The following is a 17,699-nucleotide window of genomic DNA, read 5'->3' as shown; positions in this document are numbered from 1 at the left end:
CCGGTTTTTTTATAAGCAATACCTACTGCCCCTTATTACCCATCATTTCTCTTTACCCATCATTTCTTTGGCCAGCTTAATCATGATAAAACCAAGACCCAGTACGCCCAGAATCAATATGCCCCACAGCAACCACGTTTGCCATTGACCGGCGCGCTCGGCCGGGCTTACCGCATTCAGGCGTTCTTCGCCGCCAATAATGATAAATTCACCCACATAAGCCTTTGGTAACTCAGCCAAACCACCTTCCGGTAGCTCACTGGCAGGAACTAATAGCTTGGCATCGATAGTGGCTGAAGAGGCCAAATTAGCCCCCCAAACTAACGTATAAGGCGGGCTGCCTTGAGCATTAAAAATCACGTCAACCTGGCTTCGTTCACCGATAACGCGGGGTGGCGAATCTCCCCAACTGCCGTTAATCGCTTTAAGGCGAACGCTCTGAACCAATGACTGATCCAAAGCTAGCGGTTCGGATACGCGATTATCATCCATTTGATAAACTACCGTCTTAGCCAGCGGTAGCCACTTATCATCCGTTGCGTGACTACGGTATTCAACGCTGACGGGCACAACGGTATTTCTCTCAGACAGCGAAATAGATAAGCTGGAAAGAGGCTGAGGGCGAGCCAGTTGATACTCCACTTCGCTATCGGATATTGGCTTAGCGCTGAACGGTAATTCCAGCGTTTCGGTTTTGGAATAGCGGCTAATAACAATCCCTTCCGCTTTAGCAATAACCGGAGCCACCGATTGCTTATTCCCTTCAATCACTAGCAGCCAGTAACGGGCATGCCGGCTAGCGCTGTAGGCATTAATATCAATATGATTGAGCAGTAAACGTTCCGATCCAGAAGTCAGATCCATCAACGGGGCATTGTCGGCCTGCTTATCCCACTCTTTCAAATCATCGCTGCTATAGAGCGATACGTTGGCCTGCCAGTTGCTTTTTGGCTGTGCCCAGTTGAGTAAAATCTGATTAAAGCCGTCACTTAGCTCCGTACCATCGCTCATCTGTAGCAGATACGACGTCCCTACGCTGCTTTGTTCATCCTGATACAGTTCAATTTCGACGCCGTTTGCCGATTTTAGCTTCACCTTGTCTCTGGAATCGCCCTGATTCGATTTATCTGCTTTCACTACGTTCATGTCCATAGGGAAGATGCGTAATGGAACGTTAGTTTGCTCAATTTTTGGCGTATCAACCCGCAGGAGCGAAAACGTCACCGCTTTACCGGCATTATTAAATACCCGAATATCCCGTAAATCGGCCCATGCGGTATTTAAATACGCCGATTCCGGCAGGGTCAGGCGATAAAATGGCGCCACCCGGTCGGTAGTCAACTGTGCCCCCTGATAAAATTCCTGAGGAGTTAATGGAGCGTCTTCCGCCTGAGCGAAAAAGGCGGCGGGAAGGCATCCCATAGCCACCATAGCCGTTAGGCCAAATGTTAATTTTCTTATATCCTTTAAAAACATCATGCCTTTGACTCCTTATCAATCGGCTCGCGGGGTGGTAATGGAGAAAAATATCCGACAATCAGTAGCAACACGGCAACTCCCAAGAATGCAATGGCCCGGGCCAAACCGCCGCCGTGGGCGCTGTCTACCAAGAATAGTTTAATGATAACAGCGCCCAATACTGCAGCACCGGCAAACCAAACGTTACGACGCCCGGTTCTCGCAGAGTAGATCATGCAGATCAGCGCAACTAAAGCCCAGACAATGGCAAACGTTGTCTGAATCAGACGCGAGGCCCACAGCATATCGAACCACCACGGTAAATCCGCATAATAGGCCAGAGTACGCATAAGGCTACCGTTAAACCACCACGCGGCAAGTCCCCATATGAGCCAATACCCCCAGGTTTTGAGCAGTGGTTCAGCCTGACCGGACCACGGAATAACCCGCTGAAGGTACACAAATAGCATCAGCAGCCCGAAAATCGCCCCCTCTTCCAAAGGGTTGACCAGCGGAATATAGGTCCAGTTAATGATTTGCCCGTCAAGGGCATTACCGAAGACCAGCAGACCAAGAATAGCTAAAGCCAGCGGGAGCGTCCCCAGCCAGTAAGTGCCCGCATGGGTAACCACCGGCCACCATTTCCGGCGCTCGGCGATCCATACGCCAAGAATAACAACCGACAGGCTAATGATATACAGATAGAAGCGCCACTCTTCCATGCCCCAAGCTAACCGACCGATTCGCCATACCACTTCTGAACCTAGCAGCAGAAGAATCATCCAGAACAGAGATAAATGAAGCCCTTTGGTTTGTACCGGCCGTAGCGTTTCACTATCACGCTTAAGCAGTAGCCCCGCGCTGCCAATAGCGGCAACCCATACCAGATTCCACATACCGCTATAAAGCGGATGGGAATGGGTAGTAAGCTGAACCAATAAAACCAGCAGCGCCCCCGGCCACAGCAGCCAGACCATGTTTCTCAATGCTGGCCACGCTAAACGTAGCCCTGCCTTACGCCATATCCATACCGATAGGCTCAGGCCAAGCAGTGAAATAAACTCAGTATTTATTACGTAGGACATCAGTTCTGGATCGAGCGGATAGACCATTCGATAAAGGATAACTGGCGCGCTCACCAGCCACCATAGCCAAACGGCGATGCCGATAAGCAACGCACCTAAGCTCAGTGCCTGCCACGGAGTCTTCTCCGGATGATAATGACGCCACAACTTACCGGCCGCGATAAAGCAGCAGAAAAGCACCGGTAAAACAAAGGCGGTGGATACGTCCCACGGATTATCAAAATAAGCGGTAAGCTGAGCCACTAGTGCCAGTGCTAACAGGCCGGTACCGCTCCAGCTGATTCGCCGCTGCCCCTGCAACAGGCCAAACCACAAAATACCCAACCCTTCAACCGACCATGCCAACGCCGTCCACTGAGCCGACAGCGCCAGAGGAATGGCCAGCGTGACAAAGCTTGCCCCCAGAGCCAAATAGCCAATCGCCAGACGACGACCGTGTTCCGGAAAGCGTTTTAGCGTTCCCAACGTAATCAGCAGATAGATAATGCCAAAACCAAGAGCGGAAAACGCCGGACCAAACGGCCAGTGCTCGGTAATAATATACTGCATGCCAAAACCGATCAGCGCAGGGCCAAACAACAGCGTGGCGTCAATCGCCATATGCTGCTGAATACGGTGCTTCACGGCAAACAGCTCGGCCAGCAGGCTAAACAGCACGAGGTTAGCAACTAGGAATAGCTGGCAGGAGAGATAATATTCCGGCCGGTAATGCTCGGCGCCCCACAGTGCGGCAATGCCAAAGGTAAACGCAAAACCAATCAGGTTAAGCACTCGCCACGACTGCCACACGCTAATCGCCAAAATACCAACTGAGATCAGCAAATAGTAAGAGAATAGCCCGATATGATCGGCGCTGCCGGTAGACAGCATCACCGGAGCCAGATAGCCGCCGATACTGGCCAACACCGCCAGACTCAACGCCCTCTGCATCACGGCAAGCCCTACGCTGGCGGCACAAATAATCACCATCAGAGCAAAGGCAAACAGATGAGGTAACAGGAAGTAGAGCTTAAAGGCAGCGAACACCGTAATGTAAAGCGCACCAATCGCACCGCCTTGCAAAATCAGACCATATAGCGGTTGCTTATGGCGTAAACGCCAGCCCAGCGCCAGCAGTACCACGCTACCGAGCGCGGCGCTGGCCAGACGCAGTTCAATCGGGAACATGTTCCGATCGATTGAATATTTGAGTAAATAAGCGATACCAAAAAACAGCAGCAAAATGCCAAGCTTCGCGACCGGATTACCTTTAAACAGCCACGTCATCACGCCAGACAGCGGGTTAGCTACCGGCTCTGCTTCTGGCGGGCGTACTCTAGGCGTCGAGGTCGGTGTCGTTCCCGGCGTGACCGGGTTTGGAACGGCTTTAGGCCCTGTAGCAGCTATCAGAACGCGGGTATCAATAGGAGCAGCCGACTGGCGTTGAACAACCGCAGGTTCTGGCTTAGGCGCTGGTAGCGCCTTGTCTGGAAGTGGACGCGTCGCTTCAACCGGAGCAATAGCTGGCCGATCGTCAATGCCAACGGTTTGATCGACGGATTCTGAAACCGACGAGGCTGTCGCATTTTGACGAGGAGCAACCGGAATATCGGCCCATTCCTTTTCTCTGGCCGCCAGTTGCTTCTGTAGAGCTTCAACCTGTTGCTTTAAACGAGATACGGCATCACTGGCTTCACGACTCCGATTTAAAGCAATAATTACCATAATCGGAGAGGCTACAATGACCATAAGAATCAGTATTCCAAATAAGATCAACGAATCCATACTTATTCATCCTGAATAAAAAGTTGTTTCAGTCTTACAGGAATTATGACCGTCGTCTACAGCCGGTATTCTATATTGATAGCAGCATAATTCGATTATTGTAACTTTCGATAAAAAGCAGAATAAATCATAGAGCATATCGCGCCAAATACGCACCGACCGTTATTCTCCTGAATGGATAAAACCGCCTCCAGCACGTTTAGGAGAACAAGATGGCATAGTCGATAATGCCTTAACATCCATAAAAAGAAGATATCGGTCGGTTGATTAAACAGAACGTCTTAATTCCAACCCCGTAGCCGCGAATAAAGCTGGCTTACCATGACAAACTTCAGTTGTTCCTCAGATTTTCCACACGCTATACTTAACCACCGGTGATAGCGTTCCATCGTTACCTTCCGGTTAAAAATCGCGTTGATATGAGAAAAAATAATGAGCTATAGCATAACGTTAATAATTGTTGCGTTCGGTGGTGCAGTCGGGGCTGTTAGCCGTTTTCAGATAACTAACTGGTTTTCGGTCTGGTTTGGCACCAATTTCCCCTATGCTACCTTAGCGGTTAACGTTGTCGGCTCGCTAATTATGGGGTTGCTGATGTCTGCCCTGACAAACGGAACGCTAATTTCTCCAACTTGGAAACCACTGATTGGCATAGGTTTTCTCGGCGCACTCACCACCTTCTCAACCTTCTCCTTTGATACTATGCTGCTGTTTACTCAGGGCGAATGGCTAAAAGCTGGCTTAAATATCATGCTCAACGTAGTACTCTGTTTAGCCGCGGTGTCTATTGGCTATCTATTGCTGATAAAAACTCAATAACTAGATGACTTGTTTGGTTTTTATAAAAAATCCATTGATGAACCCATGATATCCTGACATTCTCTATTTCTGTAAAGATGTTAAAAGAACCGCATAATCGGCCTGAAACGGTTTTTTCCCCCTGTTTCAGTCAGATGAACTTTGGTACAGTGCGCATCAGGTTTTGCTCTCCCGTTGACGAATAAAGCACACTAAAAAAGTGAGAGCGCAAAAATGTATAAATTTTATCAATCAGATAGTGTTATTTTCACCCAAGTTATACATAAGGGTACCAATTACCGTAATGGTTTACCCATTCAGCTCTAGATTACTTAACGTTGAAAGAAGTCTGTGGATGTTCAGGTTATGACCAATGCCAGATACCAAGCCTTACTTTAGCAAGATCAATCTCTAGCAACAGTTTATAGCTTATAGCCCCTCGGGAACCCGTTCCGGTTATAGCGATTTAGGAATAACAAATGGATGTAATACAAACGCTCTGGCAAGCACTTTGGCATCACGACATAGCAATGCTCACTAATCCATCATTGACATGGACCCTCTACGGCATACTTTTTGTTATCTTATTATTAGAGAATGGCGTATTACCTGCGGCATTCTTACCCGGCGATAGCCTTTTGCTTCTGGTGGGCGTTCTGGTTGCCAAAGACGCGATTAATTACCCATTAGTGATTGTGATTCTTACCACCGGTGCAAGCCTAGGCAGCTGGCTTGGTTTCCTTCAGGGCCTCTGGGTCGGCAATACTAAAATAGTACAAAACTGGCTGTCCCATATTCCTCCACACTATCACCAACGCGCCCATAATCTTTTCCATAAACACGGCCTTGCCGCACTGTTTGTCGGTCGTTTTCTGGCGTTTGTCCGTACTCTTTTGCCTACGCTGGCAGGTATATCAGGCCTAAGCCCGCGCCGGTTCCAGTTATTCAACTGGATGAGTGGATTCCTGTGGGTACTGATTCTTACCGGCTTAGGCTACGGATTAGGAAAAACCAAGCTGTTTGATTTATATGAAGATCAACTGATGAAATGCTTGGTGCTATTACCCGTCGTTTTACTGGTTGTAGGCCTGATCGGCTCAATTATTGTCATCTGGCGCAAAAAACACTCGCATGGCAAAAAGTAGCGCATAACGCAGATTTATAATAGCCAAAACGCTTAAACCAAAAGTAAATGTGCCACCCGGGCCATAGCAGCGCTAGCACTGGCCCGTAAACAAATCCTTCGAAACACTCACCAGCCGTAATTAACTGATACAAAAAGATATTATCACGCCCTGCCGTTGACTTCTTTTCCTACCGGTCAGGCTAATTACACAATTTCTCCTTTAACAACCTCTGATTATGGACTATGTTTAATAGTACATTTCACTAACGTTAAGGGTATATCCATATGGCACAGCAAAAAGAAAGCACTTCAGACCAATTGCGTAGCGAGCTGGAAACGCTGGCTAACACGTTAGAAGAGGTCCTCAGTTCATCCGCAGACAAACCTAAAGCTGAACTCGATAAACTCCGTTCTAAAGCTGAAAGTATGTTAAAAGACACCCGCGCCCGCTTAAGCGATACCAGTGGAAAAATTGTTGACCAAACTAAAGAAATTGCCGGTCGAGCTGACAATTACGTTCATGAAAAACCGTGGGCAGGCGTTGGCATCGGAGCAGCAGTAGGTGTGGTGCTCGGCGTTCTGTTAACCCGTCGTTAAGCATGTTGGATAACTCGCACCCTCAGGGCCCTGCTAAAGGAGCCCTGAGCACTATCCAACGCATACTCGCCCTGCTGTTAGGCATGGTTGAAACCCGTATTGAACTGCTTTGCGTTGAACTAGAAGAACAAAAGGCCCATCTGACCCAGCTGCTAATCGTCATCGGCCTGACGTTGTTATTCGCCGGTTTTTTCCTCATGGGGCTGTTCATTCTTATCTGCTTTGCTATCGATCCCGCATATCGGCTCATGGCACTGTCAATTCTTACCGGCATTTTGTTTGTTCTATCTCTGGCCAGCGGCCTATGGGCCATAAGCAAAGCCCGTCAGTCAACATTTTTGAAAGAGACTCGCAATCAGCTAAAGCTGGATAGCTCATTACTGAGGAACAGAAAATGAGTAAACAGCAGAGCCGGGAGCTAAAAAAAGCGCTGTTACTGCATAAAATAGCGCGGCAGCGATCTGAATTAGCGGTCAATCGTCAGGCATTTATTGAATATACGTCGACGTTTGATAACGGCTGCCTGACCTTGATGAAATACCCGAAGATCACGGCTGCAGGTGCCGGAGTTATAGCAATTTATGTATTACGTCACCCGCGTAAACTGATGCTTTGGGGCCGACGAGCACTGGGCATATGGGGTACCCTGCGCTTAGTCAGAAATAGCCTCAACGCCAAATAACCATTTCCGCCACCGCTTTCCAGCCCTCCCCTGTATATCAACAATAAAACTGCTGCCATCTGAGTCCATTAAGATCCACCTTTACATCGCCAATATAAAATATATTTAATATCATTAAGTTACACTCAAAACTTAACATCAATTTTTTTGAATTAATTATGCAATTCTTCTAGCTAACATATCGTTCACCGTTAAATTACGATTACGCCATCTTAACCAAACAAGGCTTGCACAGGTTATCTGGGCAAACACATTAAACAATTCTGATGGAGTTCTAGAGTAAAAATGAAAAACCTTAATTCTCTGGCCATACTTGTCGCTCGTATTTTAATGCCAATCCTGTTCATTATGGCCGGTTACGGTAAGTTGGGCGACGCCTATGCGGGTACACAACAGTATATGCAGGCGATGGGCATTCCCGGATTCTTGTTACCTTTAACTATTTTACTTGAGCTCGGCGGCGGTTTGGCCGTGCTGTTTGGCCTACTGACCCGTACAACCGCACTGATTACCGCATTCTTTACGCTGGCAACGGCCTTTATTCTTCATACTAACTTTGCCGAAGGCGTTAACCAATTAATGTTTATGAAGAACCTGACTATTGCCGGTGGTTATCTGCTGTTAGCCGTCACTGGCCCGGGCGCGTGGAGTATCGACGGCCTGCTAAAAAAGAAATGGTAATTTAGTTTGAACTAACGGGCTGCGCGTTTTACCGCAGCCCGTATATTTTCATTCAACAGTCGAACCCACAGAGATGGAAAGGCCCATCAGGCTAATCCGTACAATATCTTTTATACTCAAAAGAGCTCGCAACTAATGCTGATGCGCCTGCAAGTACGAGGGATATATAACCACTCGGCTATCGGCGGAGGTACATATGGGACAACTCGTTAACGGAATCTGGCAAAACGTTTGGTACGACACAAAATCGAGCAACGGCCACTTTCAACGCACATCACCGCAGTTTCGCCACTGGATAACCCCCGATGGCCGCGCAGGCAATACCGGTGATGCCGGATTCAAAGCTGAACCCAACCGCTATCATCTTTACGTATCGCTGGCCTGCCCCTGGGCTCACCGAACGCTACTCATGCGTAAGCTGAAGGGGCTGGAAAACGTTATTTCGGTCTCGGTAGTTCACCCTTTAATGCTGGAACACGGCTGGACTTTTGACACAAACTTTGAAGCCACAACCGGTGATGAGCTTTTCGGCCTAGACTATCTCTACCAAATTTATCTTAAGGCTATACCGGGCTACAGCGGCCGGGTAACCGTTCCCGTTCTGTGGGATAAACAAAAAAATACCATTGTCAGCAATGAGTCCTCTGAAATCATTCGCATGTTTAACACCTCGTTTGCCCATTTAGGTGCGGAAGGGACAGATTATTATCCTGAAGCATTACGAGAAGAAATAGATAGCCTGAACGGCTGGATCTATAAAGATGTTAACAATGGTGTTTATAAAGCCGGTTTTTCAACCAGTCAGGCAGTCTACTCAACTGAGGTCATCAAGGTTTTTCAGGCATTGGATAAGCTAGAATCCATATTGTCTCGCCAGCGCTACCTAACCGGCCAGCAGTTAAGCGAAGCCGATCTCAGACTATGGACCACTCTGGTACGTTTCGACCCGGTGTATGTTACCCACTTTAAGTGCGACTACCGGCGCATTAGCGACTACCCCAACTTATCTGGGTTTTTGAGAGATATTTACCAACTGCCCGGCGTTGCAAAAACGGTAAACCTCTCGCATATCCGACATCACTATTATTGCAGTCATACTACGATCAATCCGACGGGCATCATATCTATCGGACCCGAGCAAGATCTGAATACCCCTCACGATCGCCATGGCCGCTTCACCAATCAGAAAGGATAATCGTATGAGCAATCTACAATACCGTACCGTCGAGCAAATCTTCCACGCTCAGGCCACTGAAGACGGCGCAGGCGTCAGTCTAAAGCGGGCGTTGGGCCAGACTAACGATCAGAGAATGGATCCGTACCTGATGATGGACGTTTTTTTCTCTGATAACCCCGAAGACTATCTCGCCGGGTTCCCGGACCATCCGCATCGTGGCTTTGAAACGATTACCTATATGCTTGAAGGGAACATGCTGCATGAAGACAATGCCGGGCATCGGGGCGAATTAAAAACCGGCGGCATTCAGTGGATGACTGCGGGTAAAGGCATTATTCACTCCGAAATGCCTCAACAGCTTGATGGGCAAATGCGCGGCTTTCAAATCTGGCTAAACCTGCCAAAAGTAGAAAAAATGAAACCAGCCAGCTATCAGAATTTTACCGCTGAGGAGCTACCAAACATCTCACTGCTGGAAAACGGCCAGATAGTGCTGATTGCCGGTTCTCTGACTATGGATGGCGAAACTTACTCTAGCCCAGTTCAGGCTCACGTCACTCAGCCGTTAATTGCTGATATTGACCTGTCACCGCACGGGGAGATTCATATTCCAATTCCGGCCGGACTGAACGCCTTGCTGTTTTTGTTTGAAGGCGAAATTGAAGTCGACGACCATACCCTGCAGTTTGACCAAACCGCAGTACTTACCGATGGTAATATGCTTCACCTGAAAGCCGATGTTCTGGGCGGACGAGCAATGCTACTGGCAGGAAAACCGCTGAATGAACCCGTCGTTCAGTATGGGCCATTTGTGATGAACACCATTGAAGAGATTCAGCAAGCGATTCACGATTACAACAGCGGGCAGTTCCCGTAATTGATTCAACGCGGTTAATAGCTGAAGGGCTTCGCGATAGGTCGGTATTGTTAGGCCCTATTACTATATGCTCCAGCCTGCATAGGAAGTAATAGCTTTAACGGCGGGGGGCTATGCCCCGATATGTAATTTAGGTATTTCCCGCAATAGCCAAGCTTTTGCTTTACCGATCTGATCGCGCCGCCAGGCCATAATAATGTCAACTTCCGCCCCCGGATCGTCACCAATGACTTTTAAGCGGCCCGCCGCAAGGTCGTCCTGAATCAGGTCGGAAGGCAGCGTAGCGACCCCCAGCCCGGCAATCAAAGCCCGATGTTTATCTTGCATTGAACTTACCGTCAGCCGACGCTGCTTTTCCAGCACCTTCACGGTTAATATCGGGCGCTCGCGTGCAGTATCGGCAATCACAATACCGCGATATTTAAGGCGAGTAGCCTCATCCAAAGGATTCTGTTCCTGATGAATAGGGTGGTCAGGTGCCGCAACGTACAGACTTCTAATTTTATATAACAGGCTGGAATTAATTTCGGAAGACTGCCTGAACGCACCGGACGGGCCAATAACAATGTCTGCGGTCCCTTGCTCTAGCTTTTCCCACGCTCCGGCAAGCACTTCAGTAATAATCGATATCTGAGTATCGGACTTTTCTGCCAAACGGTTAACTAACGGAAACAGCCGGGAAGCCGGTACCAGAACTTCGGTAATCACGGTTATGTGGGTTTCCCAGCCGCGGGACAGCGCTTCCGCATCCGACGTTAGCTTATCTGCCGCTTCCAGTAATACTCGCCCGCGATCCAACAATAAGCGCCCGACCGGGGTAAATTTAGTCCGGTGACCAGAGCGATCGAAAAGCACCACATCGAGCTCTTCTTCTAATTTTTGCATAGTGTAGCTGAGCGCCGAAGGAACACGGCCAAGCTCATCGGCAGCGGCAGCAAAGCTACGGCGGCGATCGATGGCATCCATAACTCTCAACGCTTCAAGCGTTAGTGCTCTATCTTTATTCATAGCTATGGGTAAATAATCCGTAAGATGCTAGTGATTAACATAATGGGTACCAGACTAACGCGCTAATGAATAAGCGTCCAGAGACAATAACTACAGTTGGCTATTTTTATGACACGGTCATCCCGCCTATCACGCTCAACATATATGATTTTCATTGTCGCTGAAAATTATACAACTGCCTTAGCCTACCCCAGCAATAGGATAAATCATCTAGTTATGTAGATAAACGTCTAATTATGGTTGCCGGAACGGCAAACGCACAGCTATTTATAGGCCTCATTACACCGGTGATAATGCTTGATACCTCCGTACATTAGTCAGATAATCTTTTCCCGCGTAACGCTCGCGACCACATCCGTGAATTAGTGACATTCCATCCAATATTAAGGATCTCAATGATGAAAAGGCGTAGCTTTCTTAAAAGTGCGGCTATTCTGTCGACGGCTGGTCTAATAACGCCAGCTATCGCAACCACCACCACCCACGCACAGGAAACGTGCTCAACCGACGGTCGTCGCCGTTTTACGCTGGTTCAGAGTTATAATGTCACCGCCCCGGAAGGCTCTTCTGGCGTAGTTAAACTTTGGATCCCGGTGCCTGAAGAGACCCATTTCCAGCAGTTACGTAAGTTAACGTTTCGCGGCAACTATAAAGATGCCTACATCACGGCGGATAACAGCTATGGTGCTAAAACGCTGTTTGCTACCTGGCCTGATTCCAAAGGCAAAATGGAAATGACCGTAGAAATGGTGATTGAAACGCTGGATTGGGAACCGGAAAAGAGCGGTGATCTGAAAGCCTATAAAACACCGAAAAAAATTCGCTATCCGGTCGATGTAGAACGGTATCTGCTTGCGACAACCCACATGCCAACCACCGGTCTGGTGAAGCAGACCGCAGATAAAATAATTGCTAGTGAAACCGATCCGTTAAAAAAGGCGCACCTCATTTATAACTGGGTTAGCGCCAATATGTTCCGCGATAATAGCGTTATTGGCTGCGGTAGCGGCGACGTTGCCACTATTCTTGCAAGCGGCAAGCTGGGAGGGAAATGTACCGACATTAACTCAGTCTTTGTTGCGCTCTGCCGTTCAGTCGGTATTCCAGCCCGTGAAATGTTTGGCATACGCTTAGGGAAATCGATCAAGTTAGACAAATACTCTAGAACCGCGTTTGGCAGCGCCGATACGGCGGGACTATCTAACGTCAGCGGCGGGCAACACTGCCGGGCTCAGTTTTATCTGGCTGGCTATGGCTGGTTACCTGCCGATCCAGCAGACGTGACAAAAATGCGCCTGACCGAAAAGAAAGAGCACAGTGACGCCAACGTTCAGGCGGTTAACGATTATCTGTTTGGTAACTGGGAAATGAACTGGGTCGGTTTCAACTACGGCCGAGACTTTGATCTATCACCGGATGCCGAGCAAGCGCCAATCAATAACTTTGGCTATCCGTATGCCGAAGTAGACGGCGATCCGGTCAACTACTATGAACCTAAAGTTTTTGTCTATGACTACCAATCTCAAGAGTAGTAATAAAGGCACTTTAGCGACCTTAGCGGCAGCAATAATCGCTGCCGCAGCGTCGAGCCTGTGCTGCATCGGGCCATTGATTTATCTGGTATTTGGCGTATCTGCTGCCGGTCTTTCCGGCATAGAGCAATTAGGCTGGCTACAGATACCGATGATAGCGATCTCTCTGGGCCTGATTATTTCAGGCTTCTGGCGCCTCTATTTTTCTAAAAAGCCCTTTTGTACTGGTCGACTGAGCCGAGCTCAGGTGCTCACCCTGTATTGGATGGCCGTACCCATTGTACTAATGCTCCAGTTCTACCCCTTTGTCTTACCCTGGTTGTTTGAGGTATTTGAATGAAACGGCTACTCATTGCCACCCTATTTTGTTTCTCTCCGCTGATTTATGCACAAAACGTTAAAGTGATTATTGATGTGAACGGTATGACATGCCCGCTCTGCGTAACCTCAATTAATCAGGCATTGCGTAAAACCGACGGAGTGATTAAAGCGAAAGCATCGCTAAAAACGCGACAGGCCGAAGTGATAGTGCCGGAAGGTTATGACCTAAACCAACTGCTGAAATCAATAGATAAAACTGGCTATAGCGGAACGGTTAATCAAGTAGTGAAGCAAGAAAGTAACCCATCTGAAAATAAATAGCTCAATCAGTTAGCTGACGTATGCGATGAATCCTTTTACCGCATACGCCAGATATTCATCCAAAGAATAAAAACGTTAATTAATTGTATCCTCATTAATAAATATATTGGTTATGAAATTCACTTCACTTATAGATAATTCATTCTCAAAATCCCTCAATCTTCTGACATCACATTCACATAATTAAAATAAGAAATCTTAATAAATAAAATCAAAAGTAATCAATGACAATTTAGCGTCCATCATAAAGTGCTATAACAGCTTATTTAATTCAGGGCAAATATGAAACAAAAATCACTACAACACATTGATTATACATATAGAAATAAATAAAAAAGTCGAGATAAACACATCAAAAACAATGTAATTAAAAACTACAGTCTCACTAAAAATAAGAAGATATAAACAAAAATCATCGTTATCAATAATGAATTTTTCATTGTGAATATATAATAAAAACCCAAATAAATGCGCCGATAGTTAAATCACAAACACACCATTGACAATTACCACCCGCCTCCATAGACTCATGAAAATTACAGCATTGATATAATTAACTTATAAAAATAATTTTATAATTAACGTAAATCAGCTCTATTTAATACATAGGGATGCTCGTTGTTTTCATATCAATTCAAAATTAAAACTTAAGCTTAATTTAATAATTAGCCATACGGAACCCATATTCCATGGGCGGTAGCGTGGAAAATCTGGTTCGTAATAGCAATCAAATACTTTATGTATTATTTAATTTAATAACTTATTTAGGTATTAATGGAATGAAGATAAAGAAATACGGAATTAGCATACTTGTAGCGGTATTAACCTTATTAAATGGTTGTACGCTTGTTCCCGGAACTAATTTTAACATCACAGATAAAACCGTTATTGAGCAATCCGATAGTGATTTTGATATTAATCAGCTGGTCAATGTCTATCCTATTACTCCTCAGCTAATCGAAAACATACGCATTCATCCTGCAACGGCGCAGCCCAACCCACAGCTGGATAGTGAACTACAAAACTATCAATACCGCATTGGTATCGGCGATATCTTAACGGTAACGGTATGGAATCATCCTGAACTCACGATGCCAGCGGGCCAATATCGTAGCGCTAGCGACTCGGGTAATTGGGTACATTTCGATGGCACTATTTTCTATCCTTATGCCGGTAAGCTGTATGTCAAAGGTAAAACGATGGATCAGGTACGAGAGATCCTAGTCAAAAAGCTAGCACAGTTTATTGAATCACCACAAATTGACATCAGCATTGCCGCATTTCGGTCGCAGAAAGTTTATGTCACCGGCGAAGTAACAAAATCCGGCCAACAGCCGATTAATCATATTCCACTCACCATCATTGATGCGCTGAATCAGGCCGGTGGACTAACCGAAAACGCCGACTGGCGTAACGTAACGCTGACCCGGAACGGTGAAAAATATCCCATATCACTTCAGGCGTTAATGCAAAACGGCGACCTGACACAAAACCGGCTACTGTACGCTGGCGACATTCTCTATATACCAAGAAACGACGATTTGAAAATCTTTGTGATGGGTGAAGTCAGAAAGCAAAGCACACTACGCATGGATCGCAGCGGCATGACGTTGACCGAAGCCTTGGGTAATGCGCAAGGTATCGAGCAAACTGTCAGTGATGCCAGCGGGATCTTTGTTATCCGCCCAGAGCAAGGCCTCAATAAAGAAGATAAACAGGCAGGAAAGAAACTGGCCAATATCTACCAGCTCAACGCAAAAGACGCAACCGCATTGATATTAGGCAACGAATTTCAGCTACAGCCTTATGACATCGTCTATATTACTACAGCCCCTATCACCCGCTGGAACCGCGTTATATCTCAGCTTATCCCTACCATTACCGGCGTTAACTATATGACCGAGTCTGCCCGTTGGATGAGGAACTGGTCACTGTGATATTTGACTCAATGCGGGCAGCTTATCTAGCGCTGCTCGAACTCATTTTTCAACGCTTAGCAAACTCAGCAATAATGTGAAAAGCAGTATTACAAAGCTAAATAAAGCTCTCCGTTCAAATAAAAGCTAAACATACAAGCGTGAAATTAAAGGAATAAGAATGACGTGTAAGCACCACAATTCGCATCATCACTTAAAAGAAAATGGTGAAGTAAACCTAGGAAAGATTATTGGCATTATCATAGATCAGAAATGGATAGTCATTACTTTCACCCTACTCTGTACTGGTATCAGCATCCTTTATAGCCTGCTGGCCACGCCGGTTTATCTGGCTGACATCCTTATTCAAATCGAAAGTAATACGCCTACCAATATTTTAAAGCAATTCTCCGAAGTACTGCCCGATGGAAAATCGCAGTCGGCGACTGAAATTGAATTACTTAAATCCCGAATGGTTATAGGAAAAACGATCGACGAACTTAAGTTAGATATAGAAGCTTCAGAGAAATATTTTCCGGTTTTCGGCAAAATCATGGCCCAAATGCAGGGAAGTCCCGCGGCAAAGATAGCTATATCTCAATTTGAAATACCAAAATCAATGTACGATGAAGAATTTACCCTGACAGTGTTACCAGAAAAAAATTACCGGCTAACGGCCAGTAACATTCGGATAGACGGCCAGATTAATATCATCAAAAAACAGGATGAATTGACTATTCTGATTAGTGATATCGATGCACCTGTCGGAACCCAATTCCAGATAAAAAAGCGAGATCGGCTTACGGTAATGAATAACCTACAGGCTAATTTTTCAGTATCTGAGATTACTAAGGGCGGAGGAATATTAAAGCTACAGCTTAAAGGTGAAGATAAAGATGAAATATCAAAAATCATCAATAGCATCAGCAATAATTACCTACGGCAAAACGTTGAAAGAAAATCGGAACAAGCCGCCAGAAACCTGATGTTCTTAGAGCAACAGCTACCAATGACAAAGCTTCAGTTAGAACAAACTGAAAGCAAACTAAACCAGTTCAGGCAAACCCATGAGTCGATAGACTTAACCTTAGAAACAAAATCCGAGCTGGCGTCTATGGTATCAATCACCTCTCAGATCAATGAAGCCATCTTCGAAGAGGCTGAAATATCCAAACGTTATACCAAAGAACATCCGGCCTATCGCGCTTTACTGGAGAAAAAACAGGCTTTATTACAGGAAAGAAATCGCCTAAATCAGAGAATTACCGCGCTACCAACAACCCAACAAGAAATATTACGCCTGACCCGGAATGCGCAGTCCGATCAGGAAATTTATATGCTGCTATTAAATAAACAACAGGAACTCAGTATCAGCAAGGCCAGCATGGTAGGCAACGTTAGAATTATTGATAACGCGGCAGCTCAGCCAAATAGAATAAAGCCAAATTCATCACTGGTTGGCATGGCATTTATCCTTAGCCTGCTGGTGTCGATCGCACTGGTTTTAAGCAGAGAGTATTTTCGCCGATGTATTAATGATTCCTCTCAGCTTGAGAATATTGGCATTAACCTTTATGCCAATATTCCACTGTCAAAGAATGCACTCAAAGCCGGTAAGAAAAATAGACTATTACCGAAGCTGAATACGCCAGCATTACTGGCGGTAACGCAGTCAACCGATCTGGCGATTGAAGCCATTCGCGGCCTAAGAACCAGCATTCGCTTCGCTGGTCTGGATACGAAAAACCGAATTCTAATGGTTGCAGGAGCCACCTCCGGCGTAGGCAACAGTTTTGTTAGTAGTAATCTTGCGGCCGTCGTCGCCCAGTCAAGCAAGAAAGTGCTGCTCATCGACGCGGATATGCGAAAAGGAAGTTTACATACCTTATTCAACCGACCTTCGGAAAATGGCCTATCAGACATACTATTAGGCCACAGGCCAATGACTCAATGCCTGTATCAGACCACGGTTGAAGGTCTGGATTTTCTTCCCAGAGGCAAACTCCCGACCAATCCATCAGAGATATTAATGAGCAATACGCTGTCTGAATTTCTTACGTGGGCAAATAATAACTATGACCTAGTGGTCGTAGACACGCCGCCAATTCTGGCAACGACTGACTCAACCATTCTCGGACAATACTCTGGAACCAATATCATCGTCACCCGATTTGAAACCAGCTCGATCGGCGAAATAGAAGCAGCGGTCAAACGCTTCGAACAAAATAGCATTCAAATTAAAGGGATTGTTCTTAATGCGGTTGAGCACAGAGCGGCTAAACGTTACGGCAACGGCGGCTGCGAGTATTACAGCTATTAATAGACAGGCTTAACCAATTGATAACAACACCTAAAA

General features: G+C 46.3%; 16 protein-coding genes. 13 read left to right on the top strand and 3 right to left on the bottom strand.

Features of this window, described 5'->3' with window-relative positions; translation table 11 throughout:
• Positions 1–42: 42 nt before the first annotated feature.
• On the bottom strand, positions 43–1,479 hold the full coding sequence (locus tag GVI43_RS04750) for a DUF3999 domain-containing protein (protein ID WP_159565654.1): 1,437 nt from the start codon (positions 1,477–1,479) through the stop codon (positions 43–45).
• Positions 1,476–4,307 carry a DUF2339 domain-containing protein gene (locus GVI43_RS04745; RefSeq protein ID WP_246201514.1) on the bottom strand — a complete coding sequence of 944 codons (2,832 nt, stop codon included), beginning with the start codon at positions 4,305–4,307 and terminating at the stop codon, positions 1,476–1,478. Before GVI43_RS04745 ends, GVI43_RS04750 begins: the two co-directional genes overlap by 4 nt.
• A 432-nt stretch (positions 4,308–4,739) precedes the next feature.
• Between GVI43_RS04745 and crcB the strand changes: the two genes are divergently transcribed.
• From crcB to GVI43_RS04705, 8 genes are all read left to right on the top strand, one after another.
• Positions 4,740–5,126: a fluoride efflux transporter CrcB gene (gene crcB, locus GVI43_RS04740; RefSeq protein ID WP_159565652.1), complete on the top strand. Its 387-nt coding sequence runs from the start codon at positions 4,740–4,742 to the stop codon at positions 5,124–5,126.
• A 458-nt stretch (positions 5,127–5,584) separates the two neighbouring features.
• Entirely contained in the window at positions 5,585–6,250 is a 666-nt protein-coding gene (locus GVI43_RS04735; RefSeq protein ID WP_159565650.1) for a DedA family protein, read from the top strand.
• A 266-nt stretch (positions 6,251–6,516) separates the two neighbouring features.
• Positions 6,517–6,828 (top strand): ElaB/YgaM/YqjD family protein, encoded by a 312-nt coding sequence (locus tag GVI43_RS04730; RefSeq protein ID WP_159565648.1) that lies wholly within the window; start codon positions 6,517–6,519, stop codon positions 6,826–6,828.
• 2 nt (positions 6,829–6,830) lie between these two features.
• Positions 6,831–7,226, top strand: coding sequence for a phage holin family protein (locus GVI43_RS04725; protein ID WP_159565646.1), 396 nt, complete (start codon positions 6,831–6,833; stop codon positions 7,224–7,226).
• Positions 7,223–7,510: a YqjK-like family protein gene (locus GVI43_RS04720; RefSeq protein WP_159565644.1), complete on the top strand. Its 288-nt coding sequence runs from the start codon at positions 7,223–7,225 to the stop codon at positions 7,508–7,510. The genes GVI43_RS04725 and GVI43_RS04720 overlap by 4 nt, the downstream gene beginning before the upstream one ends.
• Positions 7,511–7,795: 285 nt before the next feature.
• Positions 7,796–8,191, top strand: a complete 396-nt coding sequence (locus tag GVI43_RS04715) for a DoxX family protein (protein WP_159565642.1) — start codon at positions 7,796–7,798, stop codon at positions 8,189–8,191.
• A gap of 196 nt (positions 8,192–8,387) precedes the next feature.
• A complete protein-coding gene (locus tag GVI43_RS04710) occupies positions 8,388–9,386 on the top strand; it encodes a glutathione S-transferase family protein (protein ID WP_159565640.1) in 999 nt (332 codons plus the stop codon).
• A gap of 4 nt (positions 9,387–9,390) precedes the next feature.
• Positions 9,391–10,245 (top strand): pirin family protein, encoded by an 855-nt coding sequence (locus tag GVI43_RS04705; protein WP_159565638.1) that lies wholly within the window; start codon positions 9,391–9,393, stop codon positions 10,243–10,245.
• A gap of 111 nt (positions 10,246–10,356) precedes the next feature.
• Here GVI43_RS04705 and GVI43_RS04700 read toward each other — a convergent pair whose 3' ends face one another.
• Entirely contained in the window at positions 10,357–11,253 is an 897-nt protein-coding gene (locus GVI43_RS04700; protein WP_159565636.1) for a LysR family transcriptional regulator, read from the bottom strand.
• A 398-nt stretch (positions 11,254–11,651) separates the two neighbouring features.
• Between GVI43_RS04700 and GVI43_RS04695 the strand changes: the two genes are divergently transcribed.
• The 5 genes from GVI43_RS04695 to GVI43_RS04675 all read left to right on the top strand — a co-directional run bounded on the left by GVI43_RS04695 (position 11,652) and on the right by GVI43_RS04675 (position 17,663).
• On the top strand, positions 11,652–12,785 hold the full coding sequence (locus tag GVI43_RS04695; protein WP_159565870.1) for a transglutaminase domain-containing protein: 1,134 nt from the start codon (positions 11,652–11,654) through the stop codon (positions 12,783–12,785).
• Positions 12,763–13,125 (top strand): mercuric transporter MerT family protein, encoded by a 363-nt coding sequence (locus GVI43_RS04690; protein WP_159565634.1) that lies wholly within the window; start codon positions 12,763–12,765, stop codon positions 13,123–13,125. The genes GVI43_RS04695 and GVI43_RS04690 overlap by 23 nt, the downstream gene beginning before the upstream one ends.
• A complete protein-coding gene (locus GVI43_RS04685; protein ID WP_159565632.1) occupies positions 13,122–13,427 on the top strand; it encodes a heavy-metal-associated domain-containing protein in 306 nt (101 codons plus the stop codon). Before GVI43_RS04690 ends, GVI43_RS04685 begins: the two co-directional genes overlap by 4 nt.
• Positions 13,428–14,206: 779 nt before the next feature.
• Positions 14,207–15,364: a polysaccharide export protein gene (locus GVI43_RS04680; protein ID WP_159565630.1), complete on the top strand. Its 1,158-nt coding sequence runs from the start codon at positions 14,207–14,209 to the stop codon at positions 15,362–15,364.
• Between the two features lie 160 nt (positions 15,365–15,524).
• Positions 15,525–17,663: a polysaccharide biosynthesis tyrosine autokinase gene (locus GVI43_RS04675; protein WP_159565628.1), complete on the top strand. Its 2,139-nt coding sequence runs from the start codon at positions 15,525–15,527 to the stop codon at positions 17,661–17,663.
• Positions 17,664–17,699: the final 36 nt, after the last annotated feature.

Source organism: Budvicia diplopodorum, assembly GCF_009800925.1.
GTDB classification, from domain to species: domain Bacteria; phylum Pseudomonadota; class Gammaproteobacteria; order Enterobacterales; family Enterobacteriaceae; genus Budvicia; species Budvicia diplopodorum.
Note: the sequence above shows the minus strand (reverse complement) of the source record. Positions and strands in the feature narration are given on the sequence as shown.